The organism is Acinetobacter sp. YH12151 (assembly GCF_013418355.1).
In the GTDB taxonomy this organism is placed as follows: domain Bacteria; phylum Pseudomonadota; class Gammaproteobacteria; order Pseudomonadales; family Moraxellaceae; genus Acinetobacter; species Acinetobacter pseudolwoffii.
In genome coordinates this window covers 1-25576 of record NZ_VPCG01000008.1, presented here as the reverse complement: position 1 = coordinate 25576, position 25576 = coordinate 1, and the positions used below count along the sequence as shown (strand labels likewise).

The following is a 25576-nucleotide window of genomic DNA, read 5'->3' as shown; positions in this document are numbered from 1 at the left end:
TATTTCTTCACTCAACTAACAGAGGTAAGATTGATTTGCGTATTACCTCTAATATGCCTTACATTTAAACACATTGCAGAACATTTTTTGATCTTGACACTGTGTGATAAGTTTCAGATTTTATCTTGCGAATAGGATTGCTAATTTTGTACTTTCATTGCAAGCTTATTTTGCTTTATGTAACAAAAAAATGATTTTTTTAACAGAGGGAGAGCGTAGGTGATCACAGTTTTAGTTGTGGACGACCATGAATTAGTACGTACTGGAATTTGCAGAATGCTGGAAGACCATGCGGAGGTTCAGGTGATTGGACAGGCTGAATCTGGTGAAGAAGCGATTTCTCTGGTTCGTCAGCATCATCCGAATGTGGTTTTACTGGATGTGAATATGCCGGGCATTGGTGGCGTAGAAACCACGCGTCGTCTGCTTCAGAGCGCCCCTGAAACCAAAGTACTGGCTGTCAGCGGTCTGGCAGAAGAACCCTATCCTTCGCTGTTATTAAAAGCCGGAGCCAAAGGTTATATTACCAAAGGGGCGCCGATTTCAGAAATGGTTCGCGCCATCAATAAAGTCATGCAAGGCGGTAAATATTTTAGTGCCGACATTGCAGAACAGTTAGCGAGTTCTTACCTTTCTGATACACAGCAATCGCCTTTTGATGCACTGTCAGAACGTGAAATGCAAGTGGCGATGATGGTGGTGAACTGTATCAGCGCGCAGGAAATTGCTGACAAGCTCTTTGTAAGTGTTAAAACCGTGAATACTTATCGTTACCGTATTTTTGAAAAACTGAATATCGATAGCGATGTCAAACTGACTCATCTAGCCATGCGCTATGGACTTATTAAACCTTAGTCTTTAACGAGTTCCGGTGCATATGGCACAACAATCCAGTTATTCTGCACTCAATCAATATCATCTTGGTATCTGGTATAGCGCTTATCGCCTACTGATCAGCACCGGTTTGTTGCTGATTTTCCTGCTGACTTATCCCGATATGACTGCGGATTATCAGTATCCTAAACTCTATCACTATGCCTTAATGATTGGCGTCGCCGTCAATACTGTGCAGCTGTTTACGCTAAGATGGGTAAAGCGCCTGATTCAGCCACAGTTCATTCTGATTTTTGCCAGCGATGTCTTTTTTCTTAGTTTATTGACCTTGGCCAGTCAGGGTCCAAATGTCCATCTCGGACTGATTTTTGTTATTACCATTTTTTCAGCCTCATTATTACTGGATGCCAAGAAAGCCCTGATCATCACCCTGATTGCGGTAATTAGTATCATCTATCAGCATTTTATCGGCAGTATTTTTGCCTTTTCCTCACTTTCCAATATCGGGAATAGTGCCCTGCTGGCCTTTCTGTTTTTTGTCGTCTATGGCTCAGGACAAATTGCGGTACGGCGCTTTCAGATTCTAGAAAACCTAAATTTTTCTCAATCGCTTGAACTATATCGCTTACAGAATATTAACCGCTATATTCTGGAACAGATTGAAACTGGCTATCTGGTCTTAGATGAGAATTACCATGTGGTGCTCAGTAATCCAGCTGCCTGTCATCTGCTGGGCATTGAACCAATGTATGCCCATGAAAGATTTTCGTTATACCAATCTCAAAATAGACTTCCGTCATAAATCAAAAAACGTACAATTTATTTGATCTTAAATTAATCAGCAAAATTATTTCATCCAAGGGATAATCCTTGGATGAAATTCAAAGATATTCAAAAATTATCAGACGTTAAGTTTCGTAGGCTTACCGGTGTTAGTTGGGCTACATTTAACCTCATGTTGGCCGAGCTAAATAAGGAGTTACCTTGTCATATTGGTAAAGGACGACCACATAAATTACCGTTGGAAGATCGTTTGCTCTTATGTATAGAATATTGGAGAGAATATCGAACATTTTTCCATCTTGGTATGAGTTACGGTGTATCTGAAACGAGTGCAATTCGTATCACACGCGTTATTGAAGATACCTTAATCCGTTCTGGAAAATTTAACTTGCCAAAACAACTTCCTAATCGAGATGAAGTGGATTGGGAAGTTGTTGTGATTGATGCAACTGAAATATTAGTTCAACGTCCAAAAAAAACAGAAGAAATGGTATAGCGGTAAAAAAAAGCGACATACCTTTAAATTTCAGCTATCTATGCACTATACAACAGGTGAAATACTGAGTGTATGTGGAAGTCATGGAAGCATGCATGATTTTAAAATATTTAAAAAAAGCATGAGGAAATTAAAATTTAAGCCCTTTTTTATCGTTGATAAGGGGTATTTAGGGATAAAGAAATTGGGTTTTGGATGCCTCATGCCATCTAAAGCAAAGAAAACTGAAAAACTAGATTCTGAATTAAAAAAGTTAAATAAAGAGATTGGTCGTAGACGAATTCAAGTAGAGCATGTATTTGGAAGGATGAAATGTTTTAAGATTTTATCTTGTGTATATAGAAATCGTCGTAAACGATTAAACCTGCGGTTTAATTTACTTGCTGGCATATACAATTTAGATTGGGTGAAAGATAAACAATTAAATTGGTTGAAAAATGATTTATGAAGGAAGTCTAATGACTTGTTTGAACTGATCCAGTTTGAAACGCTGGAAAATGGCGAGCGTTTTCAATTTGAATCACAGCAAAGTCGCTATAACATTCATGTACAGGTACAAAAGCTGATTGTGCCGCATCAAACTCTGATGTTATTGGTGTTACAGGATGCCAAAAAACTCAATCAACAGGTGCAGCAACTCAAGCTTGCTGCACTGGGCCAGCTTTCAGCCAGTATTGCGCATGAAATTCGTAATCCATTGGCAGCTATTGTGCAGGCCAATGATTTATACCTTGACTCTGACAATGAACAACAACAAGTACTCAACCAGATGATTGGCCGACAGGCGACCCGGATCGACCGGATTATTCAGGACACGCTGAATATGGTCAAAAATAAAGAAACCCATCCGGTGCCGATTCATCTCAATGAATTTATCCCGTTATTTATCCAGGAAGATTTGGCCGATATTTGCGATCAGATTCAATTTAATATTGATGTGCCGCTGCTGATTCAGTTCGATGAAGCACAATTTCGTCAAGTCCTGATTAACCTGCTTCGCAATGCCATCCGTCACAATTCAGCAGATGCCAATTACATTCAGCTGAATATACATCCCTATGAACATCGGGTCTGGATTGATATCCGGGATTTCGGCTCAGGTGTAGCCATACACGACCAGGCCCTATTATTTCAACCTTTTTTCAGCACCTCGATTAGTGGAACCGGATTAGGACTGTACTTATCACATAGTTTTTGTGAAGCAAATCAGGCACAATTAAACTATATACAACAAGAACAGGGCGCATGCTTTCGCATTAGCTGCCAACGTATTACGGTATAAAGGGGTCAAGGCAAATGAGCGTGGAACAACAGCCACTGGTGCTACTGGTGGATGATGAAGAAGATTTGTGCACCCTGATGCAAATGTCATTGCTGCGCATGGGGATTCGTACGCATATTGCCCATCGTCTGCAAGATGCTAAAAAATGCCTTGCAGATCATCAGTATGATGCCTGCCTGACTGACCTAAACCTGCCCGATGGCAATGGTCTGGAGTTACTGGAATGGATTGGCAATCTTTATCCGGCACTTCCAGTGGCAGTTCTGACTGCTTATGGCAATATGGAAATTGCGATTGCAGCGCTCAAAGCTGGTGCCTTTGACTTTGTCAGCAAACCGATCAATCAGAAACATCTGGAACAGCTGCTACAAAAAGCGCTGAATAAACCGGTGGATTATTCCCATAATAATCCAAATGATGCTTTAGAACATAAAATGCTGATTGGGCAATCGATACCGATTCAGCACTTACGTATTACCTTACAAAAAATTGCCCGCTCACAGGCACCGGTTTTTATTACTGGCGAATCGGGAACTGGCAAGGAAGTGGTGGCCAATCTGGTCCATCGCCTGAGCAACCGTAATGAAGGCCCTTTTATTGCAATTAACTGTGGCGCGATTCCCACCGAACTGATGGAAAGCGAACTGTTTGGGCATAAGAAAGGCAGCTTTACTGGCGCCGCTCAGGACAAACAGGGGCTGATTCAATCGGCACATGGTGGCAGCCTGTTTCTGGACGAAATTGCCGAATTACCACTTGCTATGCAGGTCAAACTGTTACGTGCGGTGCAGGAAAAACGCATTCGTCCCCTCGGTTCAGATACTGAAATTGATGTGGATTTCCGCGTCATCAGTGCCACGCATCAGGATCTGGAAGCCTTGGTACAACAAGGCAAATTCCGTCAGGATTTATATTTCCGTATTCATGTGATGGATCTGACTTTACCGCCGCTGCGTGAACGGAGTCAGGATATTCTCTTACTCGCCGAACATTTTATTCAGAAGATTTGCCAGGAATGGGGCATTGCCAATAAAAAACTGACAGAACGCAGTAAAGAATTTTTATTGGAACAATATTATCCGGGTAATGTACGTGAATTGCGTAATATTATGGAACGTGCAATTACCTTGAGTGATGAAGAACGCATTGATCTTCAGCACCTGCAAAGTGCACCGTTACGTCAGGCTCTTAACAGCGCTCAGGAGATGAATACGCTCACGAGCGAGATCATTGCGACTGACACCCTGATTGCCCCGAGAAAGCTCCCAGAAGAAGGCCTAGAGCTATATTTAGAAAAGATTGAAAAAGAAGTCCTACTCAATGCGCTGAATCTAACGCACTGGAACCGCACACTGGCCGCGAAAAAGCTCGGTATGTCATTCCGCTCCCTGCGCTATCGCTTGAAAAAGTTCGGACTGGATACCGAAGAAGACGAATAATTATTTTTGCAGGAGCAGCAAGTCTGTAACATGTTCCAGATAGCTCTCCTCACGCATTTCCTGCTTAAACGGATAATTGAAATGCGGCTGCACCCCTCGCCCTTCAATCGTCTGGCCGCTCGGGCTAAAGTATTGCGATACCGTCATCTGTAAAGCCGAACCATTGCTTAAAGGAAAGAGTTTCTGTACTACGCCTTTGCCATAACTTTTTTCGCCTACGACCCAGGCACGGTTATGTTCTTTCAGGGCTGCAGTAAACACTTCTGCTGCAGAAGCCGAGCGGTTGTTAATCAGCACCCCAACTTTTAAATTCTGGAACTCAAAACTCGGCAAGGCCTGAAATTGCTGGTTGCCTTCAGCACGGCTTTTGGTCGAGACAATCACGCCCTGATTCAAAAATAAATCGGCAGATTCTACTGCTGCAGACAATAAGCCTCCCGGGTTATTGCGCAAATCAAATAGCACGGCTTTTAGGCGCTTGTCGGCATAGCTTTCGATTAGACGTTTGATTTCATTGGCAGTATCTTGCTGAAAAACCTTGACCTGTAAAACTAGCACCTGATTATTGTGCAAGCTCGATTTTATTTCAGTATCCAGTTTAGTATTGCGGACCAGACGAACGGCCGGACTTTGCGGGGAAAGCTGGATCATGAGCGTAGAGCCAACTGCTCCGCTCAATAACTGCCGGACTTGTTCCTGATTCAGGCTACTCAGTACCTGATCATCAATTTTATAGACCGTGACACCATTACGCAGTCCCTGCTTGGCAGAGTCGGCATCGGCGCTCAATCCCTGCACCATCCATTGCTTCATCTGCGAGTTAAATTGCAGATCGAAATCAATGCTGGCCAGATCGCCTTCGGTATATTCACGCAGCTGCTTATAATCTTCAGGCGACAAATAACGGGAATAGCGATCTAAGCCACTGACCAGACCTTGAATAGCCTGTTGAAATAAGGCATCGTCATTTTTATCTTGAATATAATTGTCTTTCACGATGCCATAAATTTGTACGAATTCCTGAATGGATGCTACAGGAATTTCAGAATAGGCCTGCCCATCCATTTCCATATCATCGAATGCGGGCTCATTTGAACCCGCACCCCAAGCTGAATGACTCAAACACATCAGTAAGCATGGTATTACAACAGACTTCCAGCGTGTTCTTTCCATTCTTTGACCTTTTTAGAATTTTATCGAAAATTATGCATCAAGCTGAATCAGGTTACGACCTTGCATTTCCGCAGGGACTGGAACTTGCATCAGACTTAATAAGGTCGGTGCGACATCTGCCAATACGCCACCTTCTGCGATCGTGGCCTGAGTTGGACCTACATAAATAAATGGAACCAATTCAGTGGTATGTTGAGTATGCACCTGACCACTGTGATAGTCCTGCATCTGCTCTACATTACCATGATCGGCAGTCACAATCATATGACCTTTTTGCGCCATCACCGCCTCATAAACCCGGCCTAAGCAGGTATCGACCGCTTCGACCGCTTTCACTGCGGCATCAAAAACACCGGTATGACCGACCATATCACCATTGGCATAGTTCACCACCAGCAGGTCAAATTCGCCTGAATTGATCGCAGCGACCAGCTCATCAGTCACTTCATAAGCACTCATTTCCGGTTTGAGGTCATAAGTTGCTACATTTGGTGATGGAATCAGGATACGTTTTTCACCCGGATATTCATCTTCACGACCGCCACTAAAGAAGAACGTCACGTGTGCATATTTTTCAGTTTCAGCAATACGCAATTGGGTTTTACCCAGATTTGACAGGTATTCACCAATCGAGTTGACCAACGCTTCTGGCATATAGGCCACAGGCGCATCAATCGTTGCTTGGTAACGCGTCAACATCACAAACTTGGCTAAGTTCGGCACCACTTTACGTGCAAATCCAGCAAAATCTTTTTCTACAAATGCGCGAGTCAATTCACGGGCACGATCGGCACGGAAGTTCATGAAGACCACGCTGTCGCCATCCTGAATTTTTGCCAGCTCACCAATGCGGGTGGCTTTGACAAATTCATCCGACTCATCTGCGGCATAAGCCTGTTCCAGACCTTGAACTGCGGTGGCAGCTGTACGGGCCGCTTCGCCTTCAGTCAATAAACGATAGGCCTGTTCGACGCGATCCCAACGGTTGTCACGATCCATCGCGAAGTAACGACCAATCATGCTGGCAATACGACCCTGACCCGGATATTGTGCAAACAGCGCATCCAGTTTTTCCAATGACGGTTGGGCACTTCGTGGCGGCGTATCACGACCATCCAGGAAAGCATGCAAATAAACTTTGACACCACGTTTCAGTGCCAGTTCAGCCATCGCAACAATATGGTCTTCATGCGAATGCACACCACCTTGAGATAAAAGGCCGAGCAAATGCACTGCACCACCTGAAGCTTTGGCTTTCTCCACCGCATCGACGAGTACTTCATGATTGAAGAAATCACCGGTACGAATGTCTTTGGTAATCCGGGTAAAATCCTGATACAGCACACGACCTGCACCGAGGTTCATATGTCCGACTTCCGAGTTCCCCATCTGGCCATCTGGCAGACCAACATCTTCGCCTGAACCCGAGATCAAACCATGCGGATGCTTGTCCTGCATTGCAGTTAAATTTGGTCGTTTAGCTGCTAAAAACGCGTTGTCTTCGACCGCTTCGCGATGACCCACACCATCCATAATCACCAAAACGTGAGGGATTTTGCCAGCAGTTGCATCCGTCATAATGAAATACTCTGTTCGTCTACGAATTAATCGCTCTATTTTAGCGAAGTTTGCAAAAAGAGGCCATGACCAGAGTATGGTTTAAGCCGCTCATCGCGATTGATTTGTTCTATTTTCCTGGGTCTTAGCGTGCCCGATGCAGCAGGTAACCCCCAATACCGAACATGATCAGAATCGGAATAAAGACAAACCATGCCGGAGATGGCGCATAGACCAGACTGGCATAGCCGAGGAAATCCTGTAGATAGAAAAAGCCCAGACCGGCAAATAAGGCAATCACCAGACGAAAACCCATGGATTGCTGACGCAGCGGCCCGAAAATAAATGAACAGGCAATCACCACCAGTGCAATCAGGGCAAAAGGAGAACCGAGTTTCTGCCAGAAAGCCAGTTGATAGGTTTTTGGCACCTGACTATATTCATGCATATAACTTGTGAAACTGATCAGTTGGCTCGGTGACAAGTCTTCAGGATCGATGGTGACCATATGCACATATTTTGGCTGTAATGCCAGTGCCAAAGGTTGCTGTTCCTGCTTGATCAGGGTAGCACTACCATTTTGCAGAATATCGAACTGCTCGGTATTGCTTAATGTCCAGGAGCCATCTGTGACGAATTCACCCTGATCCGCTTGCAAGGTGCCGCGTAAGCGATAATTTTCATCAAAATCCAGCATCTGCACATTTTTCAGCTGACCTTGCGAATTGGCATAATCAATATAAATAAAGCGCTGCCCTTCCCGTGTCCAGTAACCCCGCACTTCGCCCAGTTGCGCGGCTTTACTCGAACTTTTTACGCTCTTGGCCTGTTCATTGGTATAAGGAATCACCCACTCGCTCAAGGCAAATGACAAGACCACCAGCAGTAATGCTGAACGGATCACCCAGCCAACAATCCGCCACAGACTGATCCCGATCGAGCGCATCACAATCAGTTCACTATTTGAGGCTAATGTGCCCAAACCTAAAACCGCACCGATCAGCGCCGAGATCGGCAGAATTTCATAAAGATAATTCGGAGCACCCCAGAGCACATATTTCAAGGCATCCCAGGCGCCATAACCTTCTTTTAGTGAACCCAGCTCACCCAGATAAGTAAATAACACCTGTAAACCCGCCAACACAGCGGTTGCACCCAGCATCGCCAGCGCAGTGGTTTGGGTCACATGTTTTGCAACTATACGACGTGCCAACATTATTAAGACCTCACTCGCTGAATCTGTTTCTTGATTTTCGGGGCCAAATTCTGTTTACGTGAGAACAAGGCACCCGCAATCGCATAAGCAATCAGGATCAATGGATAAGCCCAGATCCCCATTTCCTCTTTACTGATCCGGGTTTTCACGGCCATTAACGCCACAATCAGACTGGCAAAAATCATGAGCGCCGGAAATAACTTGAGATAACGACCTTGGCGTGGACTCACTTCAGACAAGGCCACGGCCAGAATCAAAGCAATCAGAATCACAAATGGTACAAATACCCGCCAGCCTAATTCACTGGCCACCACAGGATCCTGACGGTTCTGCCACAATTGCGAGGTTGGCAGGGCTTCAACTTCAGCACTGGCAAACTGTGCTTCCTCATCATTTTCTAAACGCAGACGATAGCTTGCAAATTCAGCCTGGGTATATTGCGGAGTGCCCGGATAAATTTCATAACGGCGACCTTGAACCAGATCGACCACATTGGCCGCATCATTTGGCACCTCGATGCGGGTGGCTTCTTGGGCCAGAATCATCACATCCGGTTTACCGGGTTTTTCTGCCCGCTGATAGAAGAAAATATCTTTTAAGTTTTTACGGTCTTCAGACAGATCACCGGCATAAATGGTATAGGGGCCAGAGGAAATAAATTCTTTGGGTCGTACCAGATCAAAGCCGGTGCGTACCGCCTGACTGGTGGTCAGCGCTTCAAACTGGCGGATTCCCCATGGCGCTGCCCAGAGCATCAAGCCGGCTTGGGCAATGAGAAACACCAAGGTCATCGGCACCAGAAGGCGCGCCAATTGATGCCGGCTGACACCACTGCCATTCATCACCGCCATTTCATGGTCGACATATAAACGGCCAAATACCAGCATCAGGCCAATAAAGAAACCGAGCGGAAGAATTAAGGTTAAAAACTCAGGCAAACGGTAGCCAATGATGCTAAATAAAATGCCTGCATCCAGACGGCCTTGCGCTGCGACACCAAAATACTTGATCAGTCGGCCACCCATCATGATCAAGGTCAATAAGGCAATCACCACCAAGGATGTCGAGACAACTTGCTTGACCAGATAACGCCGAATAATCAAATTAATTCTTCCAAAATAAGGTCTATAAAACGAGTGCTAGTTTACCCGAATAGCAAAAATATAAAACCTAGACGGCCCTACCCATTGAAACTCTATTCAGATAAATGGTTCAATGACTGAATGATTTACAAATCTAGACAGGCGTGAAAACAGAATATGAAACTTACAATTAATACGTCATTCCCAGAGAATGGATCAAGTCAATCTTTGTTGATTTTAGTTGACTCAGAACAACTTCAAAATACCACCTCAACCTATCAAATCAACAATTTAGACAGATTAATTGAAGCATCTCAGTTCAAAGCAGCTTTGGCTGAAAGTCTGAGCCTGATTGGCCAAGTCAGCCAGTCCAGCCATGCAGCACTGATCGGTTTAGGCAAAGTCGCTGAATTGCAACCAGCAAAACTCGCAAAAATTGCCCAGACTATTATTCAGGCCACTCAAAAAAAATTCAAACAGATTTCTGTAGACCTGACACAACTTCCACAAGAATTGCATTATCTGTTTGCTCTGGCTTTGACTCAAGCCAGCTATGGTTATGATGAATATAAGTCGAAAAAGAATGAATTTGTACTTGAACAGATCGACCTGATTGCCACGCATAGCGTTTTAACGACAGAACAGCTGCAACTGGTTCAAGCAGTACAGAGCGGGCAAAACCTGGCACGTGATCTGGGCAACCGTCCGGGCAATATCTGTTTCCCGGAATATCTGGCAGATCAGGCCATCGCCTTGGCTGCTGAATATCCGGATTTACTGAAAGTCACGGTACTGGATGAACAACAGATGGCAGATTTAGGCATGGGTGCCTTCCTTGCAGTCAGCCAGGGTTCAGAGCGTCCGGGTCGTATTATCAGCATTGAATATCAATCAGAGCGTAGTGAAGCGCCAGTGGTACTGGTCGGTAAAGGCATTACCTTTGATACCGGTGGTATTTCACTCAAACCTGGCGCAGGTATGGATGAAATGAAATACGACATGTGCGGTGCAGCCTCTGTACTGGGTACCATGCGTGCATTGTGTGAGTCCCGCTTAGCTCTGCATGTGGTAGGAACCATTGCCGCAGCAGAAAATATGCCTTCTGGTAAAGCCACTCGTCCAGGTGATATCGTCACGACGATGAGCGGTCAAACGGTTGAAATCCTGAATACCGATGCCGAAGGTCGTCTGGTGTTATGTGACACCCTGACCTATGTGAAACGTTTCAACCCTGCTCTGGTGATTGATATTGCGACCTTGACCGGTGCATGTGTGGTGGCTTTGGGTTCCGTGCTGACAGGTCTGTTCACACCAGATGATAAATTGGCAGCAGAACTGGAAACTGCCGGCCAGCATTCATTTGACCGGGTATGGCGTATGCCGGTCATAGATGACTATCAGGAACAACTCGATTCACCATTTGCCGATATTGGCAATATCGGTGGCCCAAAAGCTGGTTCTGTCACTGCAGCCTGCTTCTTGCAACGTTTTACCCGTGAATATCGCTGGGCACATCTGGATGTTGCAGGTACAGCATGGAACTCAGGTGCCAATAAAGGCGCAACTGGGCGTCCAGTGCCATTATTGATGCAGTTCCTGGCCAACCGCGTTCAAACGAATGGCTAAGGTCAGCTTTTATTTATTTGAAAAAAGTCCTGAACGACAAGTCGAAAGTGCTTGTCGTTTATGCCGCAAGATTCTGCGCCAGCCGGCGCGGATCTGGTTACTATGTGCCGATGCAGCCTTGCAGCAGCAGCTGGATGAACGCCTGTGGAGCTTTGATCCCGCGAGTTTCATTCCGCATGGCATTGATCAGCCTGAGGCGAGCGTGTGTATTTCGGCAACATTGCCTGAACAGTCCGACTGGATTATTTTCAATTTTAATCCGGAAGCACTTGAACCTTACGCAAAATTTAGTCACATTATTGAGATCATTGAAAACCATGAAACGGCTAAACAGCTGGGTCGTGAAAAATTCAAACAATATCGTCGTTTAGGTATTGAGCCCAACACCCATAAGCTTTAACCGATATCACCCACAAGGAGAGGCATGTGGCATTAAATGTAGGTCCAGATTTTAAACAGCGCTGGTTAAATGTTCCGGAAGCTGTACGTCAGACCTTTATCGATGACCTCTCTCGGATCTGTGACATTTTAAAGCCTGAAACCTCTTTAGAAGAATGGCAGATTCGTGATCAGCGCTTACAGCAGGAATCTGAACGCAAGATTGAAGAAGCCTATGCGCAGCGCAAGGCTGAATTGATTGAGGCTGCACGTATTCGCAGACAGCTGGCACTCGAACAGGCTCTGGCCGATAAACGTGCCGTAGAGCAGGCTGCGATTGCACAGCTATATCAGGATGAACAGCGTAAATTTGCTGAGCAGACCCAAGCCCTCGCTGACATAAACCTCAGTCTAGAGACAGAAATGCAGCACTATGTTGCCCGTTATCAGAAAAATCCTGAGCATAGTTTTGACTTTGCCCAAGGTCGTATCCAGATTCAAGACCACACCATTTTATCCGAATTAGAGAGTGTGCGTTTGCGTCTGGAACTTGAGGCAGAAACGGTGATTGAACAGACCATCAATGCACTAAGAGAACAAATGCGTGTGGCGGCCCAAGAAGAAATCGACTATATACTGAAAAATTCAGAATTTTCCGAGCAAGTGAGACCTGATTAAAAATCCCAACTCATATAAAAAGCCTGCTCATTCGGTAATGCTGATCAGTTAAAGAGTTTAGAAATAGACCCTTTAACTGTTTAGTCGTTCACGACGAAACCTTAAGGTTTTACATCAAACATCTGTAAAGCATTGGTTAATTTGGTTTTGTCCAAATGAGAAGCAGAGCTTCGCAAGGAAGATATCTTGCGGTGCAATACACCGCATGCCTCAAACAGTTGCGGATGACTTTTCCACCCATCAAATATAATCATGAATTTAAAAAAGAAAATGCCAGTCAATTGCTTAACTAACTGGCATCCGGCTGATTCGGATTTTTAATTTGATCTTTTAGAGCATATCGGCCAGCATAAAGGCAGCATTTCCAAGCAAATAGCCAATACTTAATAAAGTACCAATCCAGAGAATACCACCCGTAATATTATAAAAGCTGAATGTGGCAAAACTCATATGGGCTGAACCGGCAGCAAAAGGGCCAAATGAACGAACAAAAGGAATAAAACGCGCAATCAGAATGGTTTTACCGCCATGTTTCATAAAATAGTGATTGGTTTTCACCATATATTCTGGCTTGAAATAGCGTGAATGCCGATTAAAATATTTTAGGCCCAGCACTTTTCCAGTGTAATAATTCACGGTGTAGCCGAGTACCGATGCAGTAAAGAGCAGTAATCCCATCGAATGCAGGGTCAATATATCGCTGCTGGCACATAAAGCTCCTACAGCCAGCAATAAACTGTCACCGGGCAGAAAAAAGAAAAATACTGAGCCGGTTTCCGCAAAAATCACCAGAAACAGGATCGCGTAGATCCACACCCCATATTGATCAAGCAATAGCGGTAATGACTGTTCCAAGTTGAGTAAAAAATCGAGCATTCGACCCGTCCACCAAGGCAATATTTGCAAATTGAATTGCTGATTATCCCGAAAAATAAAAAAACAGTCTAATTTTTCAATCAGACTGTTCAGTATTTAAGCATTCCGCTTATTTTAAAAAGCCATTTTCAGCCAGAAAATCCATGCTGATCTTAGACTGTTCAGTAGTATCTGCGGCTTTATCACCGAGCAATAAACGCTCGATATAACGTGCCAACACATCCACTTCCAGATTGACCTTGCTACCCACTTTCCAGGTACCGATATTGGTACGTTCAGCCGTATGCGGAATCAAGTTCAGACTAATCACACAGCCACGCAAGTGATTAATGGTCAGGCTAATACCATCGACTGTGACCGAACCTTTTTCTGCCAGATATCTGGCAATTTCAGCCGGTGCAGTGACTTCATAATAAATCGAGCGTGCATCTGCACGCACCAAAGTGATCTCGCCGACTGCATCGACATGACCTGAAACAATATGGCCGCCAAAACGCGTGGTCGGCAACATGGCTTTTTCGACGTTAACAGGTTGACCGGCTTTCCAGTTGCCCAGTGTCGTCCGGTTCAGACTTTCACGGGACACATCAGCTGCATACCAGTTTTCGCCCCAGTCGATGACTGTCAGGCAGATGCCATTTGTAGCAATAGAATCACCCAGATGTACATCCGACATGTCCAGGTCAGTCTGGATACGTAAACGTACATCACCACCCACAATTCGCAGACTGTCTACTTTGCCGAGGCTTTCGATAATACCTGTAAACATTTTTATTTCCTTTTCTATTCTTTTACCAGAGTGCCAACTGGGTACTGACACCAGTGGTATCCACACCGCCCAATTCTGCATAATGATGCAACTGGCTGAGGAGTTGACGGATCGGTGGACCTGACCTGGCATGGGTATCGGTAATCACAATAAATTCCAGTACGCGTGCACGTTCAGATTGGCGCTGTTTGCTGACCCGATAACGTGGTACATCCTGAGTCAGCAAGGTCACCCGGCCACGTTTCAGGTTGGCCTGCAATAAATCAGTGGCGCTGATATTACCATCCGTTGAATAACTGGTCAGAATGAAACGCGCATTGATGGTCGCCAACAAGTTTTCATAGGCTTCTTTGGCATATTTGGAAGAGTTGTACTGGCTCGGACGCTCTTTGCGCCATGCCCGGTCAATCCCGCTCTTGAAGCCCTTGGTATCTGGCGTCGGTAAATCGGCCTGATCCCATAAGGTCAAAGCATTCAGGACATGGTAATTACTGCTATAGGCATGCTGATTATACGGTGGATCCAGATAAGCCACATCTACTTCAAAACCGCTCATCTGATTGGCCAGATGCTGGGCATCGACACACCACATTTCGGCAGCCATACCTTTCTTCTGATCCGACTCGCAAAAGCGGCTTGGGGTCAGCCACAGTAAAGATTCAATCCGTTCCAGCGCCGTTTGGGTTTTTCCGCCCCAGCCGTGGTGGAAACTCTTGAAAACGCCCGAGGTATTGCTGACAAAACTGGCTGAATACAGTAATGGTGCCAGCAAGGCAGACATCTCTACATCGTCAATGGCACCTTGGGCCTGCCAAGCTGCAATCTGCTGACGAATGGCATCAATACGCATGCCATTACGACGTTTGAAAAACAAACGGTCACGGGCGGGATCATAAATTTCATCATTGCGCGGACACAGGTTATGCGTGACCCAGCCTTTCACTTCCGGCAGACGGTTCAGATAATCAATGGCTTTCTGATAGCCACCCAATTCTTTAAACGCCGGTGCTTCAGTACAGGCCAGCACCGCATGATTCAATGCATGGCTATAGGGTTCCCAGTCATTGGCAATCACGCGATAACCATTTTGACGGGCTAAGCGTGATACCACACCAGAACCAGCAAAAAAATCAGCAAAAATCGGCGCACGGCCATCTTCACGCTTCAGAGTTCCTGTAATTTCAAGTGCTTCCAGAATCAAATGTAATAAACGGCGTTTGTTGCCCAGATAAGGAACCAGCTGATGGAAAAGATATTCATCGGTGGTACGTGCCGCATGGCGACGTTTATGATAAACCGTAGACTCTGAACTCATAGTGTCTCTTGAAAAGGAATTAACCTGAAGCGCACGTCATCACCCAAGCGGGTCACATCGCGCAGCTTAAATCGGAGTTGTTCTGCCATAAGGCTGAATTCTGCATTAAACATAGTTCGTGCAGACTGACCCAATAAGGTCGGTGCAACGTAACTGATCAGTTCATCAACCAATTGTTCTTGTAAAAATGCCGTAGATAAGGTCGCCCCTGCTTCCACCAAGACATCATAAATCTGATGCTGCTCAGCCAGCTGGGACAATAATTGTTTTAAAGGCTGTACCGGCAATTGTAACACACCCAGATCGGCCAGCTCTTGCCGAAAAGGTCCCATCACCAACACGGTGTCGGCTTGCGCTAGAATTTTCGCCGTTAATGGCAAACGCCCCTGACGATCCAAAATGATACGCTTGGGCTGTACTACTGTTTCAATATCTTCAATGCCATCGAGTTGCCGCACATTCAGCTGACAGTCATCGGCCAGAACTGTTTCAATCCCAGTGATGACTGCACCGGAAATGGCCCGCCAATACTGCACGTCCTGACGCGCCTCGGCTCCGGTAATCCATTTCGATTCACCGGATGCCATCGCCGTACGGCCATCCAGACTGGATGCAATTTTAAGTCGCACATACGGCATGCCGGTCGCCATGGCTTTCAGGAAACCTTGATTCAGCTGATGCGCTTGTTCCTGACCAATCCCGACTTCAACATCGATACCGGCATCTTTTAAAATCTGTACACCCTTGCCCGCCACCAGCGGATTTGGATCAGGACAGGCCACGACCACTTTAGCCACACCAGCTTCAACCAGACCCTTGGCACATGGCGGCGTTCGCCCATAATGCGCACACGGCTCCAAAGTGACATACGCGGTTGCACCACGTGCCTGCTCACTAGCCTGACGCAGCGCGAATACTTCAGCATGCGGCTGCCCTGCTTGAGGATGAAAACCCTCACCGATAATGACGCCATCTTTGACAATGACACAGCCGACATTCGGATTGGGCTTGGTCGAGTATTGACCTTGCTGGGCAAGCTGAATTGCGCGGCGCATCCAGACTTGATCTTGATTCAGTTCAGACATGCTTATTCTTGTGATTCTCGCTGTTGCATCTGTTCAATTTGATGACGAAAAGCTTCAACATCCTGGAAATCCTGATAAACCGAAGCGAAACGCACATAGGCCACGTGATCGAGTGCGAATAAAGACTGCATGACAATTTCACCGATGGTACGCGATTTCACATCACGCTCACCCAAACGGCGAATCTGTAACTGGATATCGCTCAAAACTGTTTCAATCTGCTCTTGGGTTACCGGACGTTTCTGCAAGGCATGCATCAGGGAGCGACGTAATTTGGCTTCATCAAAGGGTTCATTCTTGCCATCCGATTTAATCACGCGCGGCATCACCACTTCATAACTTTCAAAAGTCGTAAAACGTTCATTACAACTGACACATTCACGGCGACGACGAATCTGACAGCCTTCAGCTGCCAGGCGTGAATCAATCACTTTACTGTCGGCAGTATTGCAAAATGGGCAATGCATAGCGGTTTAATTGAACAAATCCAGATGGATTCCGAGTGTAGCAAAAATTGCAAACTTTGTAGAGTCTTACGCAACATATAGAAAAAAAACAGCCCATTTGGGCTGTTTTGCACTATATATTGATTATTGTGTGTTTATTATTATTCGACACGTTCACCATGCTGGCTCAAATCCAGACCCATGCGCTCATCATCAGATGCGACACGGATACCAATGATCAAGTCAATCACTTTCAGGATGATGAAGGTCATGATGGCAGAGTAAGCGATGGTCGCAAGTACACCTTCAACTTGAACCCAAAGCTGGCTCATCATGTTGGCTGGCGCAGCATCCCCCATAATGAATTCGCTGGCAAAAAAAGCGGTCAAAATTGCACCGACCACACCACCTACACCATGTAGGCCAAACGCATCTAAAGAATCATCGGCTTTCAAGGCACGTTTCAGCGCAGTAATCCCCCAGAAACACACCACACCACCGATCAGACCCATCGCCAATGCACCACCGACAGTCACAAAACCTGCGGCTGGCGTAATCACCACCAGACCAGCAACTGCACCCGATACGCCGCCTAATACAGATGCTTTGCCACGTACCAGTTTTTCAGTAATCAGCCAAGAGAGCGCTGCCGCTGCCGCTGCCACCTGAGTCACCACCAGCGCATAACCTGCAGAGCCGTTCGCACCCAAGGCAGAACCACCGTTGAAACCGAACCAGCCCACCCAAAGTAAAGATGCACCCACCACAGTAAGGGTCAAGTTGTGTGGCGCCATCGATTCACGGCCCAGGCCCATACGTTTGCCCAGCATATACGCTGCTACCAGACCGGCAACACCCGAGTTGATGTGAACCACTGTACCACCAGCAAAATCGAGCGCACCGTCATTACCCAACCAGCCGCCGCCCCAGACCCAGTGAGTAATCGGCGCATAGACAATCACCACCCAAAGTGCAATGAAAGCAACGAAAGCACCAAATTTCATCCGTTCTGCGATCGAACCACTAATAATTGCAACGGTAATGATGGCAAAAGTCATTTGGAAAATGACAAACAGAATTTCAGGAATGGTGCCTGAAAGCGCCTCTGTGGTAATACCGGCCAACATAAATTTGTCCAAGCTACCAATGAAGGCATTCCCTTCCCCGAAGGCCAGGGTATAACCGATAATCACCCAGACAATGCTGACGACTGCAGCGGCAATAAAGCTATGCGCCATGGTCGCCAGGACGTTTTTCTTACGGACCATACCGCCATAAAAGAGTGCTAGACCCGGAATGGTCATGAGTAAAACTAATGCGGTGGACGTTAAAACCCAGGCAGTATCACCTGTATCTAATGTTGCTTCTTCTTCTGCAGGTACTGCTGTTTCAACTGGCGCTGCTTCAGCAATTGCTGCTGGAGTATCTGCCGTATTATTCAGTGTGGTTTCGCCTGTTTCTTCAACAAGCACAATGTCTTCTGCGGGTGGTGTTGCTGTTGCAGCATTTTCAGCCCATGCAACAGAACCACCAAAAAGTGCGCCGGCCATGCCGAACGCAAGTAGCATTTTTTTCATTCGTATCCCCCAACCAAGTTTTTGTGAGTTCTTAGGTACTCAGCAAACTTCGTGCCAAGTTAAACAGCGTCTGCACCTGTTTCACCTGTACGAATACGGATGACTTGTTCTAAGTTCGTCACGAAAATTTTTCCGTCACCAATTTTTCCAGTGCTAGCAACACGCGTAATAGATTCAATGACGGAGTCAACCATGTCATCGCTAATCGCGATTTCAATTTTGACTTTCGGCAGGAAATCTACAACGTATTCAGCACCACGATAGAGTTCAGTATGGCCTTTTTGACGACCAAAGCCTTTCACTTCAGTTACAGTGATGCCTTGAACACCAATTTCAGACAATGCTTCACGAACATCATCCAATTTAAAAGGTTTTACGATTGCAGTTACGAGCTTCATGTTTGTTTTCCTTCGGCTTATTTCACCAGTAAGGTTTTACGTTCAAATTTCATGCCAAGATTCCTAAGGTCGGGGGAAATTAGAAAGCCCGGCATGCGGTTTATTTATACCTTATTTTATACTTATAAAGGTTTTGAATCTTTAAAAAACCGACATTTTTTATGTGGATTTTTACAATATCTCTTATCGATTAAGCCTATATTTTGTCTGAAATACTAGGGTCTGTATTCGAGCAATGCTAAACTGTCGCTTCCTTTCGATGGCGATGGATCAGACAATGATTGAAACCCTATTACAAGCAATTTTGCAGCAAGTTGAACAACCTAAGAAAGATCTGGAACAGAATATTCGTGCTCTATTAAATGAAGCTGTGACAAAAATGGATCTGGTGTCCAAAGAAGAAATTGAACGTCAACGTACTGCCCTCGATAATGCCAATCATCGCCTCAATGATTTGCTGAAACAGGTTGAAGCCTTAGAAGATAAAATTTCGAATAAAAAATAAGCACAAGTACAGTGCACAAAAGACCTAAGACCGATAAAAATAATGCACTAAATTGGAACAATAATAATGTCTTTTGCCAAAATTTATACGCGAGGCTTGCTTGGCCTGCACGCGCCTTTAATTGAAGTCGAAGTTCATGTCAGTTCCGGCATGCCTTCACTCACGATTGTGGGGCTTCCTGAAGCCGCAGTCCGGGAAAGTAAAGACCGGGTGCGTTCTGCCATTTTAAATAGTGGCTTTCAGTTTCCGACCAAACGCCTGACCATTAATCTGGCTCCAGCAGATCTACCGAAAGATGGTTCGCGTCTGGATTTACCGATTGCTTTAGGTATTTTGGTCGCCTCCGGACAGCTTCCGGAAAACTGCACCGATGATCTTGAGTTTATTGGAGAATTGGCTCTCGATGGTCAACTTCGCCCAGTCACAGGGATCCTGAGCATTGCGATTGCCTGTCAACATGATCAGCATCAACTGATGCTGCCGGGTCCGAATGCACAAGAAGCCTGCCAACTCCCGGACTTTAAGGTCTTTGCTGCCAATCATCTAAAAGAGGTGTGTGAGCATCTTGCTCAGACGCAGTGCTTAGCAGAAATACAAACCATCCCAGTCGATACCAACCATTTTTATAAATGTGATCTTGCCGATGTCAAAGGCCAATTGCGGCCACGGCGTGCACTGGAAATTGCAGCAGCGGGTGGCCATTCCCTGCTGTTTCGAGGACCACCGGGGACAGGAAAAACCTTACTCGCATCTCGATTAGCCAGTATTTTACCGCCTTTAAAAACCCAGGAAAATCTGGAAGTTGCCAGTATTTATTCAGTCGCCAATGCCAATCATCCTTTTGGCCAGCGGCCGTTTCGAGCACCGCATCATACCGCTTCTGCGGTTGCATTGGTCGGTGGCGGCTCACACCCCAAACCGGGTGAAATTACCCTGGCACATTTAGGGGTTTTATTTTTGGACGAGCTACCAGAATTCGACCGCAAAGTACTGGAAGTTCTGCGTCAGCCTTTGGAAGCAAAAGAAATCGTCATTTCCCGAGCATCACGCCAGATTACTTTTCCTGCCAATTTCCAGTTGGTGGCTGCCATGAATCCATGTCCATGTGGGTATGCCTTTAATCAGGATATCCGTTGCCAATGTTCACCAGAAAATATTAAACGCTATCAGAACCGGATTTCAGGTCCGTTGCTGGATCGGATTGATTTACACATTGATGTACCACCCTTACAGGCGCATGAGTTACAGGATAATCGTCCCACCGAAGACTCCGAAACGGTCAGACAACGCGTCATTGCGGCCTATGAAATTCAGATGCAACGGCAAAACACCTTGAATATGAGTTTGAGTCCAAAGCAGCTAGAGCAATATGCCGCATTAGATCGGTCTGCCCAGAATATGCTTGAACTGGCTCAGCAAAAACTAAATTTATCAGCACGCGGCTACCATCGGGTCTTGCGTGTCGCACGCACCATTGCCGATTTAAGTCAAAGTCCAGATATTCAAAGTCAGCATCTGTCTGAAGCCCTCTCTTATCGCGGGCAGCAGCAGATTTAAGTCATTAAAAAAGGCGACCTAAGGTCGCCTTTTTATCTAAAGAGAATTAGAAGCTATAACCCAGTCCAAATACGACCTTGTTCTTAAATTTATTATCGTCACGGTCATAACCACCCAAGATATAATTCATGCTTGCAGTCACACCTGTATCCGCTAGAGGTTTACTTAAACCGATATCAAAATGGCGGAAGCCAAATGATTCACTGCTGTCTTCAATATACTTACCCGATTCTTCGTAAATATATAAACCCAAAGCTGTATCTAGGCTAAAGTCTTTTGGCAGTGCATAGCTATATGTCCCTTTTAAGTATGTATCACCTGCATTACCCCAACCAGTATCTTCCAATAAAGTCTGTGCAGTCAGGCTTACATCTTTATAATCCAGACCTAATAGCAGCTCAAAACCATCATAAATACTTGTGTCTACATCATAGTAATAATAGTAAGTGGTTCCTACTGTAAAGCCTACGTCTTCATTGATTGAACCACCGTAACCTAGGTAAAAGTTATTTTCCATTGGGTTAGTAGTACCATAAGAATCTGTACCTAAAGTTGATGTCCACCAACCTGCGTAAAAACCGGATGCGTGGTTATAATCCAACCCACCTTGTAAAGTCGCCCCTGTATTCTCAACTGCTGTTGTATTACCACGTAATACATAGCTTGAAAGTACGCTGATATTTCCAGATACCGTATGTTCAGCAGCAGGTTCTTCGGCAAAAGTAAAAGAAGATACAGCGCCCAATAAAGCAAGAGATAATACTTTTAATGTTAATTTCATTGTGTGGCTCCCCCAGATCGTCTGAGACGTTTTTATGATCATTGATTAAACTCAAGCTCAAAATTTGCAAGAGCTATGCCAATCTGCCTAAAAGGAACCAAAATAATAAATCTAAAAAGACAAATAAAATTTAAATCGTTGTTTTTAAATAAAAATTAAAATTATGAAAAAATGAATTATCTAAGCTTTCTTTTAAATAAATGTAGTTAAGAGTATTTCTTCACTTTTTTAATACTTATACATAATCATTTACAATTTGCCCCATTTTGATTCTATTTTTGTAATGATTAAAATTTGTGCTAAAAAATAGTGCATCATCACCACTCTTGATCTTGTTGTAGAATTTTAACTTTAAAAAAGTAAATAGACTGAACAGTTCTAAGATGAAGATGCTTAAGCTCATTATTTTGATATTTAAATATACTATTGTTTTTAATAAATTTTTTATGATAGATAAAAAAATACACCACTCAATATTCAATCAGATTCTTATGTAATCTGTAAAAAATCTTAACTTTAGTGGAATATGCTCAATAAAAAATGACATTTTTTCAGCAATTCTTATACAATTCCTAAAAATTCCGATCAATTTGTATAAGGCTCTCTCCCCAATGCAAAATTCAAAAAAATTAATGTTGGCAGTTTTGATTCAGGCTGCTTTGGTTTCTACTGCTTTCGCTAGCGAGCAAAGTGAATCGAAAGGTTTTGTAGAAGATGCAGAAGGTTCTGTACTTTTCCGTACCGGTTATTTGCACCGCGATAAAACCAACTATGACGACAATCAAACCGGTGCACTTGAAGTTGTTAATGACACAAGCTCAGCTGCTCAAACTGCGATCGTTAAATTAGACTCTGGTTTTACCAAAGGTGTAGTCGGCTTTGGTGCCGGTATTATTGGCGATGCATCATTTAAATTGGGTGAAAATGCACATGCCGGTAATGACATGATTCCTCAACATCCCGATGGTTCAGCTTATGATCACTGGGCACGCGGCGGCGCATATGTAAAAGCACGTGTTTCAAACACGACTGCTACTTATGGTACTCAGGTTTTAGACTTACCTGTACTTGCAAGCAATACTGCTCGTTTAGTGCCTGAATACTTTACAGGTGTATTGGTTGAAAGTAATGAAATCGAAAACTTAAGCCTCGTTGCTGGTAAATTTACTGAAAACCAGCGTTCAAGCCAGATCAAATCTGATGGTAATGAATTGGATCGCGCAGTAGTTTGGGGTGCAAAATACAAATTTAATGATGCAGTTAATGCTTCTTACTATGGTACAGACATTAAAGACCGCCTAGAGCGTCATTATGTCAATGCCAATTATAGTTATGCATTGGCGAATGGTAGTACTTTAACTCATGACTTTAGTGGCTATCATACTGATTGGGATAAAAAATCCGACGTCAGTGCATATACATACTCACATACAACTGATGACCTTAATAACTTAAGCAACAATATTTGGGCAATTTCTACGACCTATAATAAAGGCCCACACAATGTCATGCTTGCTTACCAACAAAATACGGGTAATACAGGTTATGACTATGGTTTAGGTAAAGGTGTAGGTGATGGTCATCAAACCATTTATATGCCAAATTCATACCTGTCTGACTTCATTGGTAATGATGAAAAATCAGCACAGCTTCAATACACTTATGATTTCGGTGCAATGAATGTTCCTGGCCTATCTTGGACTTCTGCATTTGTCTATGGTTGGGATATTGATGTTGCTAATCAAAATGATCGCTCTCAATTAATCACTAGTGATGCTCAAGAACGTGAATTCTTTAATCAGGTAAAATATACAGTTCAATCTGGTTTTGCTAAAGACACTAGCTTACGTGTACGTCACTCATACTACCGTGCGAGTGATGAATACCAATACGGAAACTACATTGGTGACACTAATGAATGGCGTATCTGGTTAGACATTCCTGTGAAATTATTCTAATTCACTTGAGTTTCAAGCCATAAAAAAACCTGCACATTGTGCAGGTTTTTTTATTCCAGGCTTTAAAAAGTTAAAACCTAGACCACAGAAAGCAATTATTTGTTTGCTTCTGCATAAGCTGCAATTGAATCCAGTACTTCTTGTTTCGCAACATCAGCACCTTCCCAACCACTGAGCTTGACCCATTTGCCTGGCTCAAGATCTTTGTAATGCTGAAAGAAATGTTCGATCTGGCTAATTAACAATGGAGGAAGATCAGTATATTCCTGAATATCTTTGTAGATTGGAGTCAATTTGTCGTGTGGAACTGCAACCAGTTTCGCATCAACACCACCATCATCTTCCATGTTCAGTTTACCAACAGGACGGCAACGGATCACAGAACCTGGCTCTACTGGGTGTGGCGTTACAACCAATACGTCAAGTGGATCACCATCAAGAGACAGTGTATTAGGTACATAACCGTAGTTTGCTGGGTAGAACATTGCTGTACCCATGAAACGGTCTACGAATAATGCATCAGAATCTTTATCAATTTCGTATTTGATCGGTGCTGCATTGGCAGGAATTTCGATAATGACATAGATGTCGTTTGGCGCATCTTTACCCGCTGGGATATTGCTGTAGCTCATAGCATCACTCTTTAACAAGTTATATCTTTTAAAAAACCGCGACAATTATAACGGTTTTTAAAGAAATGTTTGGATTTTAAAATATCGAACTGTAAATATGTCCGCGAACTGTAATTGATTGCTTAAACGATCTTGATGATCAGCAGCAATAAAGCCACAGGACATAAGATTGAAAGTAGCCAGACGATCGAACGTAAAGTCGCCCAATTGGCCAGATAACAAATGCCGTACAACACACGAAATACCAGATAGGCTATCCCGAAGGTCATGACCAGGGTTTGAGAGACCACCATATATTCAGCCATTAAAATAGCGGCAATAAACAATGGTAAACTTTCAAAACTATTTTGTTGAACCGCATTGGCACGGCTCGAGAGCCCGGTTGATTTTGCTAAAAACTCTCGTGGGTTCTGATTGTCTTTTGCGCTAAAGCCTGCCGATTTCTTTGCAATCAAAGTAAATATATAAGGCAAAAGACAAGCGGCTAAAATGAGATAAATCACCCCACTAATGCTGTGCATCTGTTTTTTCTCATGAAAATTTTATATCTATCATAGCATGGTGTTTCGTGAATAAATTTTGTTAAATAGAGTGTTTTTTATTACTTAAGAAGGATTCACTATGGTCGCGCCTGAGCAAAATGAAATGTTCGATGTCCTCGATAAACAGCGCCAGCATCAACGTCAAGTGGATCGCGTATTAAAAATCGTGCTGCCGATTGTGGCTTTTTTGATGGCCGTGATTTGTGCCAATATGAATATCTGGTCGCCGATCTTTAGCTTTGCCATTTTATGGATTGCCTTTTATGCCGTCGGCATCAAGCGCATGCCAATCTGGCACTGGGTGGTAGCCATTTTGGTCTATTGTGTGGTCGACAATATTCTGAGTTATGGCAACTTTAACCAGACAGGATTTACCCGCCAATTTGGCACCATGTTTATTTTTCTGGGAGTAGTCGGTGTAGGACGTCCTTATTTTGACCGCTGGCTCATGAAAAAATAAAAACTGTCTTGTCCTGAAATAGATTGACAGTATTCCACTTCAAACCGAGTTAAGCAATTAGCTCGGTTTTAGTTTGCTCATACGTCTGATTCGGGGTGTTCATATTTAAACTTAAATGTGGTCTATAGCAA

The 25576-nt window shown here is 44.3% G+C and carries 24 protein-coding genes and 3 pseudogenes; 13 read left to right on the top strand and 14 right to left on the bottom strand.

Annotated elements, in window-relative coordinates; translation table 11 throughout:
* Positions 1-219 precede the first annotated feature (219 nt).
* The 6 genes and pseudogenes from FTU82_RS04570 to FTU82_RS04545 all read left to right on the top strand — a co-directional run bounded on the left by FTU82_RS04570 (position 220) and on the right by FTU82_RS04545 (position 4834).
* A complete protein-coding gene (locus FTU82_RS04570) occupies positions 220-855 on the top strand; it encodes a response regulator (RefSeq protein WP_005108454.1) in 636 nt (211 codons plus the stop codon).
* A gap of 22 nt (positions 856-877) precedes the next feature.
* A pseudogene (locus tag FTU82_RS04565) lies at positions 878-1618 on the top strand (histidine kinase); the annotation flags it as partial.
* A 90-nt stretch (positions 1619-1708) separates the two neighbouring features.
* Positions 1709-2113 carry a transposase family protein gene (locus FTU82_RS04560; RefSeq protein WP_152872730.1) on the top strand — a complete coding sequence of 135 codons (405 nt, stop codon included), beginning with the start codon at positions 1709-1711 and terminating at the stop codon, positions 2111-2113.
* 37 nt (positions 2114-2150) lie between these two features.
* A pseudogene (locus FTU82_RS04555) lies at positions 2151-2561 on the top strand (transposase family protein); the annotation flags it as partial.
* Positions 2562-2573: 12 nt separating this feature from the next.
* Positions 2574-3395 (top strand): annotated as a pseudogene (locus tag FTU82_RS04550) (PAS domain-containing sensor histidine kinase); the annotation flags it as partial.
* A 14-nt stretch (positions 3396-3409) separates the two neighbouring features.
* A complete protein-coding gene (locus tag FTU82_RS04545; RefSeq protein ID WP_180101067.1) occupies positions 3410-4834 on the top strand; it encodes a sigma-54 dependent transcriptional regulator in 1425 nt (474 codons plus the stop codon).
* On the opposite strand, the gene FTU82_RS04540 is transcribed toward FTU82_RS04545, so the two are convergent.
* From FTU82_RS04540 to lptF, 4 genes are all read right to left on the bottom strand, one after another.
* Entirely contained in the window at positions 4835-6007 is a 1173-nt protein-coding gene (locus FTU82_RS04540) for a S41 family peptidase (protein WP_180101066.1), read from the bottom strand.
* 30 nt (positions 6008-6037) lie between these two features.
* Complete coding sequence (gene gpmI / locus FTU82_RS04535) at positions 6038-7585, bottom strand: 2,3-bisphosphoglycerate-independent phosphoglycerate mutase (protein WP_180101065.1); 1548 nt, start codon at positions 7583-7585, stop codon at positions 6038-6040.
* A 124-nt stretch (positions 7586-7709) separates the two neighbouring features.
* The gene (lptG, locus tag FTU82_RS04530; RefSeq protein WP_005094459.1) at positions 7710-8780 is read right to left on the bottom strand and encodes an LPS export ABC transporter permease LptG; all 1071 of its coding nucleotides are present in this window, start codon (positions 8778-8780) and stop codon (positions 7710-7712) included.
* A 2-nt stretch (positions 8781-8782) separates the two neighbouring features.
* The gene (lptF, locus tag FTU82_RS04525) at positions 8783-9883 is read right to left on the bottom strand and encodes an LPS export ABC transporter permease LptF (RefSeq protein WP_180101064.1); all 1101 of its coding nucleotides are present in this window, start codon (positions 9881-9883) and stop codon (positions 8783-8785) included.
* A gap of 156 nt (positions 9884-10039) precedes the next feature.
* Here lptF and FTU82_RS04520 point away from each other — a divergent pair, with 156 nt between their 5' ends.
* From FTU82_RS04520 to FTU82_RS04510, 3 genes are read left to right on the top strand one after another with little or no spacing between them, the layout of a single operon-like run.
* The gene (locus FTU82_RS04520; protein ID WP_005094464.1) at positions 10040-11488 is read left to right on the top strand and encodes a leucyl aminopeptidase; all 1449 of its coding nucleotides are present in this window, start codon (positions 10040-10042) and stop codon (positions 11486-11488) included.
* On the top strand, positions 11481-11888 hold the full coding sequence (locus FTU82_RS04515; RefSeq protein WP_005169032.1) for a DNA polymerase III subunit chi: 408 nt from the start codon (positions 11481-11483) through the stop codon (positions 11886-11888). Before FTU82_RS04520 ends, FTU82_RS04515 begins: the two co-directional genes overlap by 8 nt.
* A gap of 26 nt (positions 11889-11914) precedes the next feature.
* Positions 11915-12544: a hypothetical protein gene (locus FTU82_RS04510; RefSeq protein WP_180101063.1), complete on the top strand. Its 630-nt coding sequence runs from the start codon at positions 11915-11917 to the stop codon at positions 12542-12544.
* 330 nt (positions 12545-12874) lie between these two features.
* Here FTU82_RS04510 and FTU82_RS04505 read toward each other — a convergent pair whose 3' ends face one another.
* The 7 genes from FTU82_RS04505 to glnK form a co-directional block, all read right to left on the bottom strand.
* A complete protein-coding gene (locus FTU82_RS04505) occupies positions 12875-13420 on the bottom strand; it encodes a VTT domain-containing protein (RefSeq protein WP_180101062.1) in 546 nt (181 codons plus the stop codon).
* A gap of 109 nt (positions 13421-13529) precedes the next feature.
* The gene (locus tag FTU82_RS04500) at positions 13530-14189 is read right to left on the bottom strand and encodes a riboflavin synthase (RefSeq protein ID WP_100329432.1); all 660 of its coding nucleotides are present in this window, start codon (positions 14187-14189) and stop codon (positions 13530-13532) included.
* A gap of 22 nt (positions 14190-14211) precedes the next feature.
* Positions 14212-15504: a DNA adenine methylase gene (locus FTU82_RS04495; protein ID WP_005094477.1), complete on the bottom strand. Its 1293-nt coding sequence runs from the start codon at positions 15502-15504 to the stop codon at positions 14212-14214.
* The gene (gene ribD, locus FTU82_RS04490) at positions 15501-16589 is read right to left on the bottom strand and encodes a bifunctional diaminohydroxyphosphoribosylaminopyrimidine deaminase/5-amino-6-(5-phosphoribosylamino)uracil reductase RibD (RefSeq protein WP_005169044.1); all 1089 of its coding nucleotides are present in this window, start codon (positions 16587-16589) and stop codon (positions 15501-15503) included. Before ribD ends, FTU82_RS04495 begins: the two co-directional genes overlap by 4 nt.
* Positions 16590-16591: 2 nt before the next feature.
* Positions 16592-17056, bottom strand: a complete 465-nt coding sequence (nrdR, locus tag FTU82_RS04485; RefSeq protein ID WP_005094481.1) for a transcriptional regulator NrdR — start codon at positions 17054-17056, stop codon at positions 16592-16594.
* A gap of 140 nt (positions 17057-17196) precedes the next feature.
* Entirely contained in the window at positions 17197-18612 is a 1416-nt protein-coding gene (locus tag FTU82_RS04480) for an ammonium transporter (RefSeq protein ID WP_180101061.1), read from the bottom strand.
* A gap of 59 nt (positions 18613-18671) precedes the next feature.
* Positions 18672-19010: a P-II family nitrogen regulator gene (gene glnK, locus FTU82_RS04475; protein ID WP_005094485.1), complete on the bottom strand. Its 339-nt coding sequence runs from the start codon at positions 19008-19010 to the stop codon at positions 18672-18674.
* A 277-nt stretch (positions 19011-19287) separates the two neighbouring features.
* On the opposite strand from glnK, the gene FTU82_RS04470 reads away from it, so the two are divergent.
* Positions 19288-19515: an accessory factor UbiK family protein gene (locus FTU82_RS04470; RefSeq protein ID WP_005094487.1), complete on the top strand. Its 228-nt coding sequence runs from the start codon at positions 19288-19290 to the stop codon at positions 19513-19515.
* Positions 19516-19581: 66 nt separating this feature from the next.
* Positions 19582-21072 (top strand): YifB family Mg chelatase-like AAA ATPase, encoded by a 1491-nt coding sequence (locus FTU82_RS04465; RefSeq protein ID WP_180101060.1) that lies wholly within the window; start codon positions 19582-19584, stop codon positions 21070-21072.
* A 46-nt stretch (positions 21073-21118) separates the two neighbouring features.
* Here the strand turns inward: FTU82_RS04465 and FTU82_RS04460 are convergent, their stop codons facing one another.
* Positions 21119-21853 carry a TorF family putative porin gene (locus FTU82_RS04460; protein ID WP_074383673.1) on the bottom strand — a complete coding sequence of 245 codons (735 nt, stop codon included), beginning with the start codon at positions 21851-21853 and terminating at the stop codon, positions 21119-21121.
* A gap of 611 nt (positions 21854-22464) precedes the next feature.
* Between FTU82_RS04460 and FTU82_RS04455 the strand changes: the two genes are divergently transcribed.
* Positions 22465-23811, top strand: a complete 1347-nt coding sequence (locus tag FTU82_RS04455; protein ID WP_180101059.1) for an OprD family outer membrane porin — start codon at positions 22465-22467, stop codon at positions 23809-23811.
* Positions 23812-23906: 95 nt separating this feature from the next.
* Here the strand turns inward: FTU82_RS04455 and ppa are convergent, their stop codons facing one another.
* Together ppa and FTU82_RS04445 are read right to left on the bottom strand one after the other, a co-directional pair.
* The gene (gene ppa / locus FTU82_RS04450) at positions 23907-24443 is read right to left on the bottom strand and encodes an inorganic diphosphatase (protein ID WP_074383675.1); all 537 of its coding nucleotides are present in this window, start codon (positions 24441-24443) and stop codon (positions 23907-23909) included.
* Between the two features lie 122 nt (positions 24444-24565).
* Positions 24566-24964: an MAPEG family protein gene (locus FTU82_RS04445; protein ID WP_180101058.1), complete on the bottom strand. Its 399-nt coding sequence runs from the start codon at positions 24962-24964 to the stop codon at positions 24566-24568.
* Between the two features lie 100 nt (positions 24965-25064).
* Here FTU82_RS04445 and FTU82_RS04440 point away from each other — a divergent pair, with 100 nt between their 5' ends.
* Positions 25065-25445 carry a hypothetical protein gene (locus FTU82_RS04440; RefSeq protein ID WP_074383676.1) on the top strand — a complete coding sequence of 127 codons (381 nt, stop codon included), beginning with the start codon at positions 25065-25067 and terminating at the stop codon, positions 25443-25445.
* The last annotated feature ends 131 nt before the right edge of the window (positions 25446-25576 follow it).

Coding starts and splice junctions, on each gene's coding strand:
- FTU82_RS04560 (WP_152872730.1), top strand. CDS start 1,709: ATGAAATTCAAAGATATTCAAAAATTATCAGACGTTAAGTTTCGTAGG.
- FTU82_RS04545 (WP_180101067.1), top strand. CDS start 3,410: ATGAGCGTGGAACAACAGCCACTGGTGCTACTGGTGGATGATGAAGAA.
- FTU82_RS04540 (WP_180101066.1), bottom strand. CDS start 6,007: ATGGAAAGAACACGCTGGAAGTCTGTTGTAATACCATGCTTACTGATG.
- gpmI (WP_180101065.1), bottom strand. CDS start 7,585: ATGACGGATGCAACTGCTGGCAAAATCCCTCACGTTTTGGTGATTATG.
- lptG (WP_005094459.1), bottom strand. CDS start 8,780: ATGTTGGCACGTCGTATAGTTGCAAAACATGTGACCCAAACCACTGCG.
- FTU82_RS04520 (WP_005094464.1), top strand. CDS start 10,040: ATGAAACTTACAATTAATACGTCATTCCCAGAGAATGGATCAAGTCAA.
- FTU82_RS04515 (WP_005169032.1), top strand. CDS start 11,481: ATGGCTAAGGTCAGCTTTTATTTATTTGAAAAAAGTCCTGAACGACAA.
- FTU82_RS04505 (WP_180101062.1), bottom strand. CDS start 13,420: ATGCTCGATTTTTTACTCAACTTGGAACAGTCATTACCGCTATTGCTT.
- FTU82_RS04500 (WP_100329432.1), bottom strand. CDS start 14,189: ATGTTTACAGGTATTATCGAAAGCCTCGGCAAAGTAGACAGTCTGCGA.
- FTU82_RS04495 (WP_005094477.1), bottom strand. CDS start 15,504: ATGAGTTCAGAGTCTACGGTTTATCATAAACGTCGCCATGCGGCACGT.
- ribD (WP_005169044.1), bottom strand. CDS start 16,589: ATGTCTGAACTGAATCAAGATCAAGTCTGGATGCGCCGCGCAATTCAG.
- nrdR (WP_005094481.1), bottom strand. CDS start 17,056: ATGCATTGCCCATTTTGCAATACTGCCGACAGTAAAGTGATTGATTCA.
- FTU82_RS04480 (WP_180101061.1), bottom strand. CDS start 18,612: ATGAAAAAAATGCTACTTGCGTTCGGCATGGCCGGCGCACTTTTTGGT.
- glnK (WP_005094485.1), bottom strand. CDS start 19,010: ATGAAGCTCGTAACTGCAATCGTAAAACCTTTTAAATTGGATGATGTT.
- FTU82_RS04470 (WP_005094487.1), top strand. CDS start 19,288: ATGATTGAAACCCTATTACAAGCAATTTTGCAGCAAGTTGAACAACCT.
- FTU82_RS04465 (WP_180101060.1), top strand. CDS start 19,582: ATGTCTTTTGCCAAAATTTATACGCGAGGCTTGCTTGGCCTGCACGCG.
- FTU82_RS04460 (WP_074383673.1), bottom strand. CDS start 21,853: ATGAAATTAACATTAAAAGTATTATCTCTTGCTTTATTGGGCGCTGTA.
- FTU82_RS04455 (WP_180101059.1), top strand. CDS start 22,465: ATGCAAAATTCAAAAAAATTAATGTTGGCAGTTTTGATTCAGGCTGCT.
- ppa (WP_074383675.1), bottom strand. CDS start 24,443: ATGAGCTACAGCAATATCCCAGCGGGTAAAGATGCGCCAAACGACATC.
- FTU82_RS04445 (WP_180101058.1), bottom strand. CDS start 24,964: ATGCACAGCATTAGTGGGGTGATTTATCTCATTTTAGCCGCTTGTCTT.
- FTU82_RS04440 (WP_074383676.1), top strand. CDS start 25,065: ATGGTCGCGCCTGAGCAAAATGAAATGTTCGATGTCCTCGATAAACAG.